This is a genomic window from Stenotrophomonas sp. GbtcB23 (genome assembly GCF_019091045.1).
Lineage (GTDB): Bacteria > Pseudomonadota > Gammaproteobacteria > Xanthomonadales > Xanthomonadaceae > Stenotrophomonas > Stenotrophomonas rhizophila_A.
On sequence record NZ_JAGXKC010000040.1, the window covers coordinates 16,867 to 31,913 of the forward strand.

Sequence of the window (15,047 nt, forward strand, 5' to 3'; positions counted from 1 at the left end):
GCGTTGCCCCACGGGGGCTGCGCACGGTTATCCACATGCTTGTCCGCATTTCATCCACACCCCCTGTGGATGAATGCGACAGGCTGTCAGCGCGGCAGCACCCGCCCGATGCCGCTGGCGTCGATTTCCACCGCCGCCCGCTGCAGCGCATCCAGGTCACTGCCAGCCACGAATCCCATCCGGAAATGTACCTCGCCGCCTGGCGTGCGCGAGGAGTGGATGGAGGCCAGGCTGACCCCATGCCGTTCGAACACATGCAGTAGCTCACGCAATGAACCGGGGCGATCTTCCGGCAGGTGCACGCTGATCGCGTTGCGCTCGGTCAGGTCGGCCAGCAGGTAGCCCACGCGTTCGAAGGTGTAATTGCCTGCCTGCAGCAACGCCTTTCCCTGATGCTCGCGGTTCTCCTGCAGCAGCTGCTCACGGAACGCGGCGCGCGCGGCATCATCGCCCTGCTCCACCTGGCTGCGCAGGGCCTGCAACTGGCCCAGCAGGCGGTCCAGCATCGGCGCCACATGCGGGTTGCCGAACTGGATGTCTTCGTAGATGACGGGGTTGAGTGAGAGGATGCGCGCGATGATCGCGGTATCGAGTTCAAATGAAGCCGACCGGTACGGCATCAGTTCCGACAGCGACCCGAGCAGCGGCGCGTATTCGCGCAGCACCCCTGCCTGGGCCAGGTGGGTGGCATGCACCATGGCCTGCACCAGCGCCATCACCTGGTCGTGGTGTTCGGGCGTGGCGCGCACGCATTCGGCTTCCAGCGCCGCGCACAGCCCGCTTACCCACGGCTGCCACTGCGACAAGCGCGCTTCGCACACCACCATCACCCTGCCTTTCAGCGTGGGTGCCTTGGGCGGTGCGGTCATCGGGTGCAGCCCGACCACCTCGGCCCGTGAGGCCAGCATCGCAGCCACCGGCTCGCTCTTCACCGAGGTCACATCCAGCCACAGGCGACCGGCTTCGCGGCCGGCCGAACGCCTCACGTAATCGGCAATCAAGGCGGGCGTGTGCCGGATCGGCGCGGAGAACACCAGCACGTCCGCGCGATCCAGCAGTGTTTCCGGATCGTCCGACTGCGGATCGGCCGGATCATGCCCGATCACTTCCAGCCCCAGGCGCTGCTCAAGGAACGTGCGCAGCCAGCGCCCATACGCGCCGGCGCTGCCGACGATGCCGACAACCGGGCGCAGGCTCACGCCAGCCGCTCGGCGCGGAAGCGGTGCGGCTGCGCCAGCGCGGCCGGTGCGGCGGCCAGCACGTCGAATTCTTCGTGGTCGTTGGCCAGGGTGGCCTCCAGCGCGGCGTGTACGCCCGAGATCGACCGCGACAGCGCCTGCTCGAAGCGCTCACCGCGCAGCAGGAACGCCACCAGCAGCGACATCAGCACGTCGCCGGTGCCGGCCACGTCCACCGGCAGGTGCGGCGAGGACCAGCGCCAGATCGCATCGCGGCTGACCGCCAGCGTGACCAGCTCACCCGGGTCGCCGCCGACGCTGTGCGCCAGCACCCATTCCGGCCCGCGTGCCAGCAGCGCCTGCGCGGCGGCAATCGCATCGACCTCGGCCAGGCTGGGCATGCCGGTCAGCCGGCCCAGCTCGAACGCGTTCGGGGTGACCAGCCAGGCATGCGGCAGCAGGCGCTCGGCGAAGATGGTTTCCAGGCCCGGCTCCACGTAAGGACCGGTGTGGGTATCGCCGATCACCGGGTCCAGGCAGTAGCGCAGCTGCGGCGACGCCGGCAGCACCGTGTCCAGCCAGTCGGCGAACGCCGCGCCATTGCCGACGCTGCCGAAGTAACCGGACACCAGCATCTTCGCGCGCGCCGGCAGGCCGCGCTCGCTGGCGCCCAACAGCAGGTCGGCGAACCAGTCGGCCGGCAGCACGCGGCCGCGCGTGGTCGGATAGAACGGCGCATTGCTCAGCAACGTGGTCGGCACTTCGGCCACGCGCACGCCCAGCGCACGCAGCGGCGGCACCGCCGCGCTGTTGCCGGCGTGGCCATAGACCAGCTGCGACTGGACCGAGATGACGTCGACCGGCGACGGACCGTCCGGGCGCTGGCGGCGCCCATGGACCAGATGGCTTTCGAGGGTATCGTTCATGGCCCATTTTAGAGCGTACCGACCAACGGCCGGTACCTGCCCGCTGAATCGCAGGCACAAAAAAGCCGGGACGTGCCCGGCGTTTTCGTTACCGATGGAACCAACCACTTACGAGGTCATGCGATCCCAGAAGCCCTTCACACCATCGATGAAGGTCGCCGACTTCGGCGAGTGCTTGCGCGCTTCTTCGCCGGTGAAGGTGGTTTCGAACTGTTCCAGCAGCTTGCGCTGCTCGGCGGTCAGGTTGACCGGGGTTTCCACCACCACGCGGCAGTACAGGTCGCCTTCGCTGCGGCTGCGCACCGAACGCACGCCCTTGCCGCGCAGGCGGAACAGCTTGCCGGTCTGGGTTTCGGCCGGGATGCGGATTTCCGCATAGCCGCCCAGGGTGGCCACGCGCACGGTGTCGCCCAGCGCGGCCTGCGAAATGCGGATCGGCACTTCGCAGTGCAGGTCGTCGCCATCGCGCTGGAAGATGGCGTGCTCGCGCACCCGCACTTCCACGTACAGGTCGCCCGGCGGCGTGCCGGCCGGACCGGCCTCGCCCTCGCCCGCCAGGCGGATGCGGTCGCCGGTGTCGACGCCCGCAGGCACCTTGACCGACAACACCTTGTCTTCCTCTACCCGGCCATTGCCGTGGCAGGTCTTGCAGGGGTTCTGGATGATCTGGCCGCGGCCATTGCAGTTATGGCAGGCCTGCTGCATGGCGAAGATGCCACGCTGGATGCGCACCTGGCCCTGCCCACGGCACACGCTGCAGGTTTCGACCTTGCCATCGTCCGAACCGCTGCCGTGGCAGTCGTCGCACTCGGCCAGGGTCGGAATCTCGATGCGGCGCTCGATGCCACGCACCGCTTCTTCCAGGTCCAGCTCCATCACGTAGCCGATGTCGGCACCGCGACGGGCCTGGCGCGGACCGCCGCCGGCACCGCCAAAGATGTTGCCGAAGATGTCGCCGAAGATGTCGCCCATGTCCGGGCCACCCGGGCCGCCGCCACCGCCCATGCCGTGCTCGAAGGCCGCGTGGCCGTGTGCATCGTACATGCGACGCTTGTTGGCATCGGACAGGGTTTCGTAGGCTTCCTTGCACTCCTTGAAGGCCGCTTCGGCGGCGCTGTCGCCGGGGTTGCGGTCAGGGTGGTGCTTCATCGCGCAACGGCGATAGGCCTTCTTCAGTTCTTCTTCGGTCGCCGTGCGGGTAACACCCAGCACTTCGTAGTAATCGCGCTTGCTCATGGTGTGAATCAGTATCCGGAAGTCGGGATTCGTCAAAGCGGAAGAGCGGAACCAGGTCCGCTCTTTCGTCGGGCGCCCCGGCACACCGGGGTACGGCGGTCAGGACCCAGTGGAATGACAACGGGACGTTGCCTGCGCAACGTCCCGCGTCGTGTCCGGATCAGGACTTCTTGTCGTCCTTGACTTCGGTGAACTCGGCGTCGACCACATCGTCGTGCGCGCCGCCATTGTTGCCGGCGCCGGCATCGGCACCCGGTGCGGCACCGCCCTGCTCGGCCGCGGCCGACGCAGCGAACAGCGACTGGCCGGCTTCTTCCAGCACCTTCGACTTGGCTTCGATCTGGGCCTTGTCGTCACCCTTCATCGCGGTTTCCAGGTCGGCCAGGGCCGATTCGACCTTGCCGATGACATCGCCACCGACCTTGCTGCCGTGTTCGTTGATCGCGGTACGGGTACCGTGGATCAGCGCGTCGGCCTGGTTGCGGGCCTGGACCAGCTCGTGGAACTTCTTGTCTTCTTCGCGGTTGGCTTCCGCGTCGGCGACCATGCGCGCGATCTCGTCCTCGGACAGACCCGAACCGGCCTTGATCTCGACCTTCTGTTCCTTGTTGGTCTTCTTGTCCTTGGCCGACACGTGCAGGATGCCGTTGGCGTCGATGTCGAAGGACACTTCCACCTGCGGCAGGCCGCGCGGGGCCGGCTCGATGCCGGAGAGGTCGAACTTGGCCAGCGACTTGTTGTAGCGGGCCTGTTCGCGCTCACCCTGCAGCACGTGCACGGTCACGGCCGACTGGTTGTCCTCGGCGGTGGAGAACACCTGCGAGGCCTTGGTCGGGATGGTGGTGTTCTTTTCGATGATCTTGGTGAACACACCGCCCATGGTTTCGATGCCCAGCGACAGCGGGGTCACGTCCAGCAGCAGCACGTCCTTGACGTCGCCGCCAAGCACGCCGCCCTGGATCGCGGCACCCAGTGCCACGGCTTCGTCCGGGTTGACGTCCTTGCGCGGTTCCTTGCCGAAGAACTCGGTCACGGCCTGCTGCACCTTCGGCATGCGGGTCTGGCCGCCGACCAGGATCACTTCGCTGATGTCGCTCGAACGCAGGCCGGCATCGTTCAGGGCGATGCGGCACGGCTCGATCGACTTCTTGATCAGGTCTTCCACCAGCGCTTCCAGCTTGGCGCGGGTCAGCTTGATGTTCAGGTGCTTCGGACCGGAGGCATCGGCGGTGACGTACGGCAGGTTCACTTCGGTCTGCTGGCTGGTCGACAGCTCGATCTTGGCGCGCTCGGCAGCATCCTTCAGGCGCTGCAGGGCGAGCGGATCCTTGCGCAGGTCGATGCCTTGGTCCTTGTTGAACTCGTCCACCAGGTATTCGATGACGCGGTTGTCGAAGTCTTCGCCGCCCAGGAAGGTGTCGCCGTTGGTGGCCAGCACTTCGAACTGCTTCTCACCGTCGACGTTGGCGATTTCGATGATCGACACGTCGAAGGTGCCGCCGCCCAGGTCGTACACCACGATCTTGCGGTCCTTGCCGTCACCCTTGTCCAGGCCATAGGCCAGGGCAGCAGCGGTCGGCTCGTTGATGATGCGCTTGACTTCCAGGCCCGCGATGCGGCCGGCGTCCTTGGTCGCCTGGCGCTGGCTGTCATTGAAGTAGGCCGGCACGGTGATCACGGCCTCGGTGACGGTCTCACCCAGGAACGCTTCGGCGGTCTTCTTCATCTTCTCCAGCACGCGGGCGGAGATTTCCTGCGGCGCCATCTTCTTGGCATCGCTGGTCTGCACCCAGGCGTCGCCGTTGTCGTGGGCCAGGATGCCGTAAGGCACGTGCGCGATGTCCTTCTGGACTTCAGCGTCGGTGAACTTGCGGCCGATCAGGCGCTTGACGGCGTAGAAGGTGTTCTTCGGGTTGGTGACGGCCTGGCGCTTGGCCGAGGCGCCGACCAGCACTTCGCCATCCTTGGTGTAGGCGACGATGGACGGCGTGGTGCGGTCGCCTTCCGCGTTTTCGATGACGCGGGCCTTGCCGCCGTCCATGATCGCCACACACGAGTTGGTGGTGCCGAGGTCGATACCAATGATCTTGCCCATGAGGGAGACTCCTGAAAATTTGGGGAACATCCGGCAGCTGCCGGGTTATGAATGGGATGTGTGGGACGCTGCTGACACTTTCAACCCATCCATCGAACGCTGTGTCCGATGGCGGCCAAACGCGTTCAGGTCAGTCCCGGGCGACCACGACCAGGGCCGGCCGCAGCAGGCGATCGTTGAGCAGGTAGCCCTTCTGGAACACCTGGACCACGCTGCCCGGCGCCGCGCCGGGGGCGTCGACCTGGCTGATGGCCTGGTGGTGTTCGGGGTTGAAGGTCTGGCCGGTGGGGTCCAGCAGGGTCAGGCCGTTATCGGCGGCGACCTTGAGCAGCTGCTTGTAGGTCAGCTCCAGGCCTTCGCGCAGCGGGCTGGGTTCGGCGCCGGCGGCATTGAGCCCGGCGTCCAGGCTGTCGAACACCGGCAGCAGCTCGCCCAGCAGCTTTTCGTTGGCAAAGCGGCGCGCCTGTTCGACGTCGCGGGCCACGCGCTTGCGCTGGTTGTCCAGGTCGGCGCGCTCACGCAGCGACTCGGACCGGAGCAGCGCCACTTCGTTGTGCAGGGCGTCGAGCTGCTGCTGCAGGGTATCGCCCGTGGCGGCGTCGCCGGCCGGGGTCTGGGATGCGATATCAGGCTGATCTTGGTTCATTTCCGGATCCTTGGCGGTGACTCTCCGCCTCCACCCACCCCAATGTGGGCGGCCGGACCCGATTCAAGAGCTGGGGGCGTGTTTAGGTGCGATCCCGGGACAATCCGCCGCCGGCCGGGGCATCCAGGGCCGCACCGAGCACCTGGGCGGTGGCCTCCACCAGCGGAATCATGCGGTCGTAGGCCATCCGCTTGGGCCCGATCACCCCGAGCACGCCAAGCACCTGGCCGCCGGCCGAGTACGGGGCGGTCACCAGCGAGACGTTCTCCAGCGGCATCACCCCGGTTTCCTCGCCGATGAAGATGCGCACGCCCGGGGCCTGGATGGTGCGCTCAAGCAGCTGCAGGATCTCGCGTTTGCTGGCGAACAGGTCGAACAGCTCGCGCAGGCGGTCCAGGTCGGACAGGTCCTGGACCCCCATCAGCCGGGTCTGCCCGGCCAGCACCATGTCGTCGGCCGGCGGCGCCATCGCCTGCTCGGCCAGCTCCACGCTGTGGGCCAGCAGCTGCTCCATTTCCGTGCGCGCCTGGCGCAGCTCCACCAGCAGGGTGGCGCGGATCTCGGCCAGCGGGCGGCCGGCGCAATGGGCATTGAGGTAGTTGGCCACCTTCTCCAGCTCGGCCGGCTCCCAGCTGCGTCTGGGCTCGATCACCCTGTTCTGCACCTCGTTGTCGGCGAACACCAGGATGGCCAGCACCCGGCGCGCATCCAACGCCACGAAATCAATGTGGCGGAACGCGAACTGTTCGCGCCGCGGCGCGCCGACCACGCCGACGAAATGGCTCATCGCCGAAAGGAGCTCCGAGGCACTGCCGAGCAGCGCCTGGGTGCCCGCCCCGGTGGACAGCTCGCTGCGCAGGCGGCTCAGCTCGCTTTCGCCGGGCGGCTGCATCTTGACCAGGCTGTCGACGAACACCCGGTAGCCGTGCGCGGTGGGCACCCGCCCGGCCGAGACGTGCGCCGAGCTGAGCAGGCCCAGGTCTTCCAGGTCACCCAGGATGTTGCGGATGGTGGCCGGGCTGACGTCCAACCCGGCCAGCCGCGCCAGCGTCTGCGAGCCGACCGGCTCGCCGTCCTGGATGTGGCGCGCGATCAGCGTCCGCAGCAGATGGCGGGCGCGCGGCGCAAGATGGGGCGCGGAAGGGTGCATGGAATCAACCTGTGAGACGCGACGTTGGATAATGGCAGGAACACTGCCTGCCCCACCCATGCTAGCGTTGCGCGGCTCAAGAACCCAATACCATGCTCAGACATCTATCGATCAAGGATTTTGCCGTTGTCCGCGCCACCGAACTGGAATTCGGCGCAGGCATGACCGTGGTTTCCGGCGAGACGGGCGCAGGCAAGTCGCTGATGGTCGACGCGCTGGGCTTCCTGTCCGGGCTGCGCGCCGACAGCGGCGTGGTCCGCCACGGCGCGGCGCGCGCGGAGCTGTCGGCCGAGTTCGCGCCGGGCGAACACGCCCCGGCCCGGCAATGGCTGCGCGACAACGAACTGGATGACGAGGAGCAGTGCCAGTTGCGCCGGATCATCCGTGCCGACGGCGGCTCGCGCGCCTGGATCAACGGCCGCCCGGTGACCCTGTCCCAGCTCACCGAGCTGGCCGGCATGCTGGTGGAAATCCACGGCCAGCACGAACAGCAGGCGCTGCTGGCACGGCCCTCGCAGCTGGCGCTGCTGGACGCCTACGCCCGCAACGAGGCCGAGCGCGTCCAGGTGCGCCAGGCGGCTGGCCGTTGGCAGGCCCTGGTCGACGAAGCCGAGTCGCTGTCGCGACAGGGCGATGTCAGCGACCGCATCGGCTTCCTGGAACACCAGCTGGGCGAACTGCAGCGCGAAGACCTGGAGCCAGCCTCGATCGCCGCCCTGGGCAGCAGCCACCGCCGCCAGGCCCACGCCGGGGCGCTGGTCAGCGCCTGCGACGTGGCCGCCGCCCGGCTCAATGGCGACGATGAGGTGTCGGTGCTGCAGCTGCTGCAGCAGACCCGGCATGACCTGGCCCGCGTGGCCGAACACGACACCCGCCTTGGCGAGGTGGACGCGCTGCTGGACAGCGCGGTCATCCAGCTGCACGAAGCGCTGGCCCTGCTCGACCGGGTCCACGACGACCTCGACGCCGACCCGGAGCAGTTCGAGGACATCGAACGCCGCCTCGGCCGCCTGCACGACCTGGCGCGCAAGCACCGCGTGCCGATGGAAGGCCTGGCCGAACACCGCGATGCGATGGAAGCCGAAGTCGAGCAGCTGCGCGGTGCCGATACCCGCCTGCAGGCGCTGGCCGGCGAGATCGACCGCGCGGCCGCGCAATGGCAGGCCGTGGCGGCCACGCTCAGTGCCAGCCGCGCCACCGCGGCCAAGGCGCTGTCGGAGACCACCACCACGCTGATCGGCGAGCTGGGCATGGGCGGGGGCCAGTTCCTGATCGAGATCGAACCGCACGCGGCCGCCAAGCCGGACCCGAACGGGGCCGAGCGCGTTGAATTCCTGGTGGCTGCCAACGCCGGCCAGCCGCCGCGCGCCCTGCGCAAGGTGGCCTCGGGCGGCGAACTCTCACGCATCTCGCTGGCCATTGAAGTGGCCGCACTGGGCCTGGATGCGGTGCCGACCATGGTGTTCGACGAAGTCGATTCCGGCATCGGCGGCGCGGTGGCCGATATTGTCGGCCAGAAGCTGCGCGCGCTCGGCGAGAAACGGCAGGTGTTGTGCGTTACCCACCTGCCGCAGGTCGCCTCCAAGGGCCACGCCCATTACCGGGTCAGCAAGGCACCGGTGGAAGGCATGACCCAGAGCGCGGTGGAGAAGCTGGATGCCAAGGCCCGCGAGGAAGAGCTGGCGCGCATGCTTGGCGGCGTGGAAGTCAGCAAGGAAGCCCGCGCGGCCGCGCGCAAACTCCTGCAGGAGACCTGACGGCGTACCCACCAACGGTGGGTACCTGCCGATGGCCTGACCGGGTTACGCCAACGGCTTGGCCAGGTCCACCTGTTCCACCAGGAAATCCAGGAACGCCCGCACCCGCAGGGGCAGGTAACCCCCCTGCCCGACGAACACCGCGTGCACATCCTCCAGGTCGCCCGGGTTGGCCTGTTCCAGTACCGGCAGCAGCCTCCCTGCGGCGACATCGGCCTGCACCTGGAACGCGGCCAGCCGCGCAATGCCCGCGCCGCCCAGCACCAGCCGCCGCAACGCCTCGCCATCGCTGGCACGTGCGTTGCCGCCGGTCGGCACTGTCTGCATTTGCCCCTGTTCGCGCAGCGGCCAGCCGGTCTGCGCACGTGCATGACCGATATCCAGCCGGTTGTGCGCCAACAGCGCCGCCGCATCGCCGGGCAGCCCATGCCTGGCTGCGTATGCCGGCGCCGCCACGATCATCATCCGGGTACTGCCCAGCCGCCGCGCAACCAGGCTGGAGCTCTTCAACGGGCCGGCCCGTACCGCCACATCGGTACGCTGCTCCAGCAGGTCGATCACCTCATCGGTCAGCATGAGGTCCACCCCCACCTGCGGGTGCCGCTCCAGGAAGGCCGGCAGCAGCGGCAGCAGGAAATGGTGGGCGAACGGCACGTTGCTGTTCACCCGCAGCCGCCCGCGCGGTTCGGCATGCGCGCTGGCGCAGCGTTCGGCCTCGTCCAGGTCGGCCAGCACGCGCAGGCCACGCTCATAGAACGCGCAGCCTTCGGGGGTCAGCTGCAGCTGGCGGGTGGAGCGCTGCAGCAGGCGCGTGCCCAGCCGTTGTTCCAGCCGCGCTACCAGCTTGCTGACCGCGGAAGGACTCATGTCCAGCGCGCGGGCCGCCGCCGAGAAACTGCCGGCTTCGATCACCCGCACGAAGATCTCCAGCTGGCCGGAGCGATTGATGTCGGGCGTGGGCATGGGATGAATTCAGTTCACAGATGATTGTCCATGGGTAGTCTATTTCACAGATGGTCCGCCGCGCACCATAGCCTCCTCTTCCACGGGATGGCCCGCATGAACCGCTTGATCCGCTTTGCCACCGGCACGCTGCTCACCATTTCAGCCGCGACGTCCGCCGCCGCGTCTGGCGCCCCCGCGCCGCCGCACTGGGTTGCGAGCTGGCAGGCCAGCCCGCAGCCGGTCTGGGGCGCCGACTTCCTGTTTCCGACCGGTATCCCGCAGGTGCTGGACAACCAGACCTTCCGCCAGACCGCGCGGATCAGCCTGGGCGGGCCACGGCTGCGCGTGCGCTTGAGCAATGCCTACGGCACCACGCCCCTGCGGATCGACGCAGCCAGCGTGGCCGGCAGTGCCGGGGCAGCGCCGGTCGCGCTGTCCTTTGATGGACACCCGGGCACCGACATCCCGCCCGGCCAGGACCGTCTGAGCGACCCGCTTGCCCTGCCCATTGCCGCCCAGCAGGCCGTGCAGGTCGACGTGTACGTTGCCGGTCCCACGCCCCTGCAGACCTTCCACTGGGATGGGCGCCAGACCAGTGCGATCGCCCCGGGCGACCAGACCGGCAGCGTTGCGCTGCGCGGCAGCGCCCCCACCACCGCGCGGCTGTTCCTGACCGGGATCGAGGTGGAAGCGCCAGCGGCGGCGCGCGCCGTGGTGGTGATCGGCGATTCGATCACCGACGGCGCCACCGCCAGTCTCGACCGCGACCAGCGCTGGACCGACCACCTGGCTGCCCGGCTGGCGCCGCAGGGGATGGCAGTGGTCAACGCTGGCATTTCCGGCGGGCGGCTGCTGCGTGACGGGATGGGCGACTCGGCGCTGGCCCGGTTCCAGCGCGACGTGCTGGGCGTACCTGGCGTGGCCAGCGTGGTGGTGCTGGTCGGCATCAATGACATCAGCTGGCCGGGCACCGCCTTCGCCCGCGAGCAGCCGCGACCGTCGCTGGCTGAACTCCAGGCTGGCTACCGCCAGTTGGTCGAGCGCGCGCATGCCCACGGCGTGCGGATCATCGGCGCCACCCTGACCCCGTTTGCCGGGGCGCTGCCGGGCACCCCGCTGGACGACTATTACGCCGCGGACAAGGACGCCCTGCGCCAGCAGCTCAATACCTGGCTGCGCGAGGAGGCCCCGTTCTATGCCGTGATCGACCTGGACGCCGCCCTGCGCGATCCGGCCGACCCGGCCCGGATGGCACCTGCGTTCGACTCCGGCGACCACCTGCACCCGGGCGATGCCGGCAACCGGGCGATGGCCGACGCGGTGGACCTGGCGGTGTTCGGGCAATAAAAAACCCGGGGGCGGCCCGGGTTTTCAGATCGGAAGGCAACGGCGAAGCCGTTACTTCCTTTTCTTGCGCACGTAGAGCACCAGCGAGTGCTCTTCCAGCTCGTAGCCGTGGTCGGCGGCGATCTTGCGCTGAAGTTCTTCGATCTCGTGGCTTTCGAACTCGATGATCTTGCCCGAGTCCACGTCCACCATATGGTCGTGGTGGCCGCCCCGGTCCAGTTCGTAAACGGCCTGGCCGCCTTCGAAATTGTGCTTCAGCACCAGGCCAGCAGCCTCGAACTGGGTCAGCACGCGGTAAACCGTCGCCAGGCCGATCTCGTCACCGTGCTCCAGGAGCTGGCGGTAAATGTCTTCGGCCGTCATGTGGTGCTGGTGCTTCTGGGCGTCGCGCTGCTCAAGCAGGGCAAGGATCCGCATACGCGGATGGGTCACCTTCAGGCCAACTTTGCGCAGGTCGTGGGTTTCCATAAGTCTCCGTTCATTGGCGATTTAGCGCCAGCTGCCTCGGATTGGGTCGCGGCGACACGTTCGGAGTGTATCATCGACTGGATTTCCCAAAACGCCATTCCCCGATGCGCAATCTCCTGCTGGTCGCCGCCGTTGCCCTGTCCACCACGGGCTGCGGCATCATCTATAAGCAACCCATCTATCAGGGCAACCTGATCCGGGAGCAGGCCGTCGGTCAGCTGCAGGTGGGCCAGAGCAAGCAGCAGGTCAACGCGCTGCTCGGCACCCCCTCCATTGACGACCCCTTCCACGCCCAGCGCTGGGACTACACCGCCAGCCAGCGGCTCGACCGCCTCGGCCGCACCGAAGTGAAGAACTTCGTGGTGTTCTTCGAAGGCGACCAGGTGACCCGTTGGGAAGGCGACTACTTCCCCAACAACGATGCCCAGCTGGCCCGGGACCAGGTGCGCCAGTTCGGCCGCAACCTGGCCAAGGACAAGAAGAAGCAGCGCAGCCGCTGATCCGGCGCACCGCCCGGCACTTCACTGACCGGGCGGGTGGCGACGCGGCATCAGCGCGCGCGGGCCCGCTTGCGCCGGTTGTCCTTCGGATCGGCCAGCAGGGGCCGCAGCAATTCCACGCGGTCCCCGTCGTTGAGCACCTGGCTGGCCTTGGCCAGCAGCCCATGCACGGCCACGGCCGGGCAGGCCGCGCTGCCCTCGATGGCGGCGGCGGCAATGGCGTCGGCTACGGTGGCGCCTTCAGCCAGTTCCAACGGGCGCGACTCGGCCCGGTCGGGCCAGGCCAACACCACTTCCACCCGGATCACGGCTCAGTCCTGCTCGTCGGCGACGCGGACGAAGTCATTGACCATGCGGTCGGCCAGGCCCTGGAAGCCCAGTGCCAGCGCCGGCCCCAACAGGCGTGAGTTGGGTTCGAACTCGAGCGTGAGGGTGACCTTGCAGGCATCTTCGGCCAGCGCATGGAATTCCCAGCGGCCGTGCAGGCGCTTGAACGGGCCATCGCGCAGCTGCATGTCGATGTGGTGCGGGCGCTGCAGGGTGTTTTCGGTCATGAACCAGGTGGAAAACGACCCCAACCCCAGGTCCAGCCGCGCCACCAGCCGGTCCGGCCCGGATTCCAGGATCTGCGACGCCGAGCACCACCGGAAACGGTGCGGGTAGGCCTCGATATCATTGACCAGGTCGAACATGCGGGCAGCCGAATGTTCGACCAGGGCACTACGTTTGATGGTTGGCATGCGAAGGCTTGGCTGGCGAATCGACCGCGGGGGCCCGAATCGGAGACAATAGGTAAATGAGCAAGAACAGCGGCAAGGATAAAGCAAAGAACGCGACGGCCAACAAAACCATCGCGCTCAACAAGCGTGCCCGCCACGAATACACCCTCGAGGACCGTTTCGAGGCCGGCCTGGCCCTGCAGGGCTGGGAAGTGAAATCGATCCGCGCCGGGCGCGGCAACATCATCGACGCCTACGCCTACGTCAAAAGCGGCGAGATCTTCCTGATCGGCGCCCAGATCACCCCGTTGATCCAGGCCTCCACCCACGTGGTGGCCAACGACCGCCGCGAGCGCAAGCTGCTGCTCCACCGCAGCGAGATCGACAAGCTGGTCGGCAAGGTCGAACGTGACGGCTACACCATCGTCCCCACGGCGATGTACTGGAGCAAGAACAAGATCAAGCTGGAAGTGGCGCTGGCCAAGGGCAAGCAGACCCACGACAAGCGCGACGCCGAAAAGGACCGCGACTGGGCCCGCGAAAAGCAGCGCACCATGCGCCGCCACAACCGCGACGCCTGAGATTCACCCCATCCGTAGAGCCGGGCCCGGCCCGGCTGCCCTACCCGCCCCAACTGTCCGGAGCACCGCGTGACCCAGGAAATTCCCCAGGAGACCGCCCCGAGCGCGGACCCCATCGCCACGCTGCAGGCCGACGTCGTCGCCTACGAGACCATCTTCGGCGAACTGGCCCGCGCCATGGACCCGGCCGCCCTGCTCAAGGTGCTGACCTACACCCTGCGCAACGCCAAGCGCGTCGCCTCGGAGGCTCAGAGCTACGACTCGCTCGAGCACCGCCGCCTGGTCGCCCGGATCGAGGCCCTGATGGCCCGGGCCGAACCCGAAGCCCGCAAGCAGGCCATGACCCAGCGCAACGCGCAGAACCACGACCGCAAGGTCCGGGCCAAGCACCAGGCCGACAGCAAGCGTCAGCGCGAAGGCCGGTAGATCCGACAAGGCCGTGACGTTTTCAGGTGACTGTTCAGCTGAATCGGAGTAGGATCGTTTCCATCAAGTAACGTCTGGGTCGCCAGACGCCTTGCAGTTCTTGAAGAAACCGGGGGTGCATTGGTTTCGACGGGGGTTGTGAAGTCACTTGGTGCATGCCGAGGGGGCAGCTTTCCTCGTAAATCCAGCCGCAAAACTCTAGTTGCCAACGACGACAACTACGCTCTCGCCGCTTAAGGCGTAAGCCCCGAACCCACTTGTGCCCGTGCTCGTCGGTGTAGGGTCATTATCACGGAACCGGCTGTGACGGCTGCCTGTCAGTCACCGCTTAACCAAAACAGGCTGGTCCTGGGGTGCGCTTCGCACGCCGTGCTGCCACAGGACGAGATCCAACGGTGAGCTAAGCATGTAGAACTGGGGATGGAGTGCCTTCGGACGGCGGTTCAATTCCGCCCACCTCCACCAATGCCGGGCTTGCAAGCCCCTAATAAGCCTGGGAATCCTTGAACAACAAGGGTTCTCAGGCTTTTTTAGTTCTCGACATCTTTCTAGCCAACTTGCCTGCGCACATCAGCGTTCCACGGCCCCTATCTTGGGTGATCTCCTTCCCAGAGCTATTCAGTGTCCCCGGTAACCCCGGCAATCATAGGTTGTGCCATGGCAACGATTGGTGGGCAGGCGTTAAATAAAGGACAGACACGGCTCTCGTAATCTGTGACCGAGTCACGCTGAAGGTAAGGATGATTGCGGCGGAGCAGGACGGTAGCTAACATGCTCGTCAAGAAGCTGAACAAGGACTGAGGGTGGCGGCTTGACAACCAAGGACTGGACATCTTGTACCTTTAATAACCTTGAGGTTATACTTCGTGGCCTGGCAGATTGAACAGTCCGACCAAGTGGTGTCGTTCCTAGATCGTCTTTCGGATGACGAGCGTGGGCGAGTGCTTGGAGCAATTGGACGGCTCGAGCAAGCCGGACCGAATTTGCCGACTCCTTACGCGAAGTTGATCAACGGCTCTCGTCACAAGAACATGAAGGAACTTCGGGTCAACTAAGGGTCGTGTTGCGTCAGG

Annotated in this window: 15 protein-coding genes and 1 other RNA gene; 6 read left to right on the top strand and 10 right to left on the bottom strand. The window is 66.9% G+C overall.

Annotated features, from left to right (window positions below):
• Positions 1 to 86: 86 nt before the first annotated feature.
• From KVS69_RS14885 to hrcA, 6 genes are all read right to left on the bottom strand, one after another.
• Complete coding sequence (locus tag KVS69_RS14885; protein ID WP_217538727.1) at positions 87 to 1,199, bottom strand: prephenate dehydrogenase; 1,113 nt, start codon at positions 1,197 to 1,199, stop codon at positions 87 to 89.
• Positions 1,196 to 2,104, bottom strand: a complete 909-nt coding sequence (gene pdxY / locus KVS69_RS14890; protein WP_217538729.1) for a pyridoxal kinase — start codon at positions 2,102 to 2,104, stop codon at positions 1,196 to 1,198. The genes KVS69_RS14885 and pdxY overlap by 4 nt, the downstream gene beginning before the upstream one ends.
• A 108-nt stretch (positions 2,105 to 2,212) precedes the next feature.
• Positions 2,213 to 3,340, bottom strand: a complete 1,128-nt coding sequence (gene dnaJ, locus KVS69_RS14895) for a molecular chaperone DnaJ (RefSeq protein WP_068851162.1) — start codon at positions 3,338 to 3,340, stop codon at positions 2,213 to 2,215.
• A gap of 160 nt (positions 3,341 to 3,500) precedes the next feature.
• Positions 3,501 to 5,435: a molecular chaperone DnaK gene (gene dnaK, locus KVS69_RS14900; RefSeq protein ID WP_068851160.1), complete on the bottom strand. Its 1,935-nt coding sequence runs from the start codon at positions 5,433 to 5,435 to the stop codon at positions 3,501 to 3,503.
• Between the two features lie 130 nt (positions 5,436 to 5,565).
• Positions 5,566 to 6,081: a nucleotide exchange factor GrpE gene (grpE, locus tag KVS69_RS14905; RefSeq protein ID WP_068851157.1), complete on the bottom strand. Its 516-nt coding sequence runs from the start codon at positions 6,079 to 6,081 to the stop codon at positions 5,566 to 5,568.
• Between the two features lie 82 nt (positions 6,082 to 6,163).
• Positions 6,164 to 7,231 carry a heat-inducible transcriptional repressor HrcA gene (hrcA, locus tag KVS69_RS14910; RefSeq protein WP_217538731.1) on the bottom strand — a complete coding sequence of 356 codons (1,068 nt, stop codon included), beginning with the start codon at positions 7,229 to 7,231 and terminating at the stop codon, positions 6,164 to 6,166.
• Positions 7,232 to 7,323: 92 nt separating this feature from the next.
• Here hrcA and recN point away from each other — a divergent pair, with 92 nt between their 5' ends.
• Complete coding sequence (gene recN, locus KVS69_RS14915) at positions 7,324 to 8,988, top strand: DNA repair protein RecN (RefSeq protein ID WP_217538733.1); 1,665 nt, start codon at positions 7,324 to 7,326, stop codon at positions 8,986 to 8,988.
• 45 nt (positions 8,989 to 9,033) lie between these two features.
• Here the strand turns inward: recN and KVS69_RS14920 are convergent, their stop codons facing one another.
• Positions 9,034 to 9,951 carry a LysR family transcriptional regulator gene (locus tag KVS69_RS14920; RefSeq protein WP_217538735.1) on the bottom strand — a complete coding sequence of 306 codons (918 nt, stop codon included), beginning with the start codon at positions 9,949 to 9,951 and terminating at the stop codon, positions 9,034 to 9,036.
• 96 nt (positions 9,952 to 10,047) lie between these two features.
• Here KVS69_RS14920 and KVS69_RS14925 point away from each other — a divergent pair, with 96 nt between their 5' ends.
• A complete protein-coding gene (locus KVS69_RS14925) occupies positions 10,048 to 11,280 on the top strand; it encodes an SGNH/GDSL hydrolase family protein (protein WP_217538737.1) in 1,233 nt (410 codons plus the stop codon).
• Positions 11,281 to 11,331: 51 nt separating this feature from the next.
• Here the strand turns inward: KVS69_RS14925 and fur are convergent, their stop codons facing one another.
• Positions 11,332 to 11,748, bottom strand: a complete 417-nt coding sequence (gene fur / locus KVS69_RS14930) for a ferric iron uptake transcriptional regulator (RefSeq protein ID WP_068851145.1) — start codon at positions 11,746 to 11,748, stop codon at positions 11,332 to 11,334.
• Between the two features lie 104 nt (positions 11,749 to 11,852).
• Between fur and bamE the strand changes: the two genes are divergently transcribed.
• Positions 11,853 to 12,248, top strand: coding sequence for an outer membrane protein assembly factor BamE (gene bamE / locus KVS69_RS14935; RefSeq protein ID WP_068851142.1), 396 nt, complete (start codon positions 11,853 to 11,855; stop codon positions 12,246 to 12,248).
• Positions 12,249 to 12,298: 50 nt separating this feature from the next.
• Here the strand turns inward: bamE and KVS69_RS14940 are convergent, their stop codons facing one another.
• Both KVS69_RS14940 and KVS69_RS14945 read right to left on the bottom strand, forming a co-directional pair.
• Positions 12,299 to 12,556 carry an RnfH family protein gene (locus KVS69_RS14940; RefSeq protein WP_217538738.1) on the bottom strand — a complete coding sequence of 86 codons (258 nt, stop codon included), beginning with the start codon at positions 12,554 to 12,556 and terminating at the stop codon, positions 12,299 to 12,301.
• Positions 12,557 to 12,559: 3 nt separating this feature from the next.
• Positions 12,560 to 12,988 (bottom strand): type II toxin-antitoxin system RatA family toxin, encoded by a 429-nt coding sequence (locus KVS69_RS14945; RefSeq protein ID WP_068851136.1) that lies wholly within the window; start codon positions 12,986 to 12,988, stop codon positions 12,560 to 12,562.
• A 56-nt stretch (positions 12,989 to 13,044) separates the two neighbouring features.
• Here KVS69_RS14945 and smpB point away from each other — a divergent pair, with 56 nt between their 5' ends.
• The 3 genes from smpB to ssrA all read left to right on the top strand — a co-directional run bounded on the left by smpB (position 13,045) and on the right by ssrA (position 14,439).
• Positions 13,045 to 13,548 carry an SsrA-binding protein SmpB gene (gene smpB / locus KVS69_RS14950; RefSeq protein WP_068851133.1) on the top strand — a complete coding sequence of 168 codons (504 nt, stop codon included), beginning with the start codon at positions 13,045 to 13,047 and terminating at the stop codon, positions 13,546 to 13,548.
• A gap of 69 nt (positions 13,549 to 13,617) precedes the next feature.
• The gene (locus tag KVS69_RS14955) at positions 13,618 to 13,974 is read left to right on the top strand and encodes a hypothetical protein (RefSeq protein WP_217538739.1); all 357 of its coding nucleotides are present in this window, start codon (positions 13,618 to 13,620) and stop codon (positions 13,972 to 13,974) included.
• Between the two features lie 111 nt (positions 13,975 to 14,085).
• Positions 14,086 to 14,439, top strand: a transfer-messenger RNA (tmRNA) gene (gene ssrA, locus KVS69_RS14960).
• Positions 14,440 to 15,047 lie beyond the last annotated feature (608 nt).

What these genes read in the sequence shown, in the direction of transcription:
- pdxY (WP_217538729.1), bottom strand. Translation starts at nt 2,104, where the DNA reads ATGAACGATACCCTCGAAAGCCATCTGGTCCATGGGCGCCGCCAGCGC.
- dnaJ (WP_068851162.1), bottom strand. Translation starts at nt 3,340, where the DNA reads ATGAGCAAGCGCGATTACTACGAAGTGCTGGGTGTTACCCGCACGGCG.
- dnaK (WP_068851160.1), bottom strand. Translation starts at nt 5,435, where the DNA reads ATGGGCAAGATCATTGGTATCGACCTCGGCACCACCAACTCGTGTGTG.
- grpE (WP_068851157.1), bottom strand. Translation starts at nt 6,081, where the DNA reads ATGAACCAAGATCAGCCTGATATCGCATCCCAGACCCCGGCCGGCGAC.
- hrcA (WP_217538731.1), bottom strand. Translation starts at nt 7,231, where the DNA reads ATGCACCCTTCCGCGCCCCATCTTGCGCCGCGCGCCCGCCATCTGCTG.
- recN (WP_217538733.1), top strand. Translation starts at nt 7,324, where the DNA reads ATGCTCAGACATCTATCGATCAAGGATTTTGCCGTTGTCCGCGCCACC.
- KVS69_RS14920 (WP_217538735.1), bottom strand. Translation starts at nt 9,951, where the DNA reads ATGCCCACGCCCGACATCAATCGCTCCGGCCAGCTGGAGATCTTCGTG.
- KVS69_RS14925 (WP_217538737.1), top strand. Translation starts at nt 10,048, where the DNA reads ATGAACCGCTTGATCCGCTTTGCCACCGGCACGCTGCTCACCATTTCA.
- fur (WP_068851145.1), bottom strand. Translation starts at nt 11,748, where the DNA reads ATGGAAACCCACGACCTGCGCAAAGTTGGCCTGAAGGTGACCCATCCG.
- bamE (WP_068851142.1), top strand. Translation starts at nt 11,853, where the DNA reads ATGCGCAATCTCCTGCTGGTCGCCGCCGTTGCCCTGTCCACCACGGGC.
- KVS69_RS14945 (WP_068851136.1), bottom strand. Translation starts at nt 12,988, where the DNA reads ATGCCAACCATCAAACGTAGTGCCCTGGTCGAACATTCGGCTGCCCGC.
- smpB (WP_068851133.1), top strand. Translation starts at nt 13,045, where the DNA reads ATGAGCAAGAACAGCGGCAAGGATAAAGCAAAGAACGCGACGGCCAAC.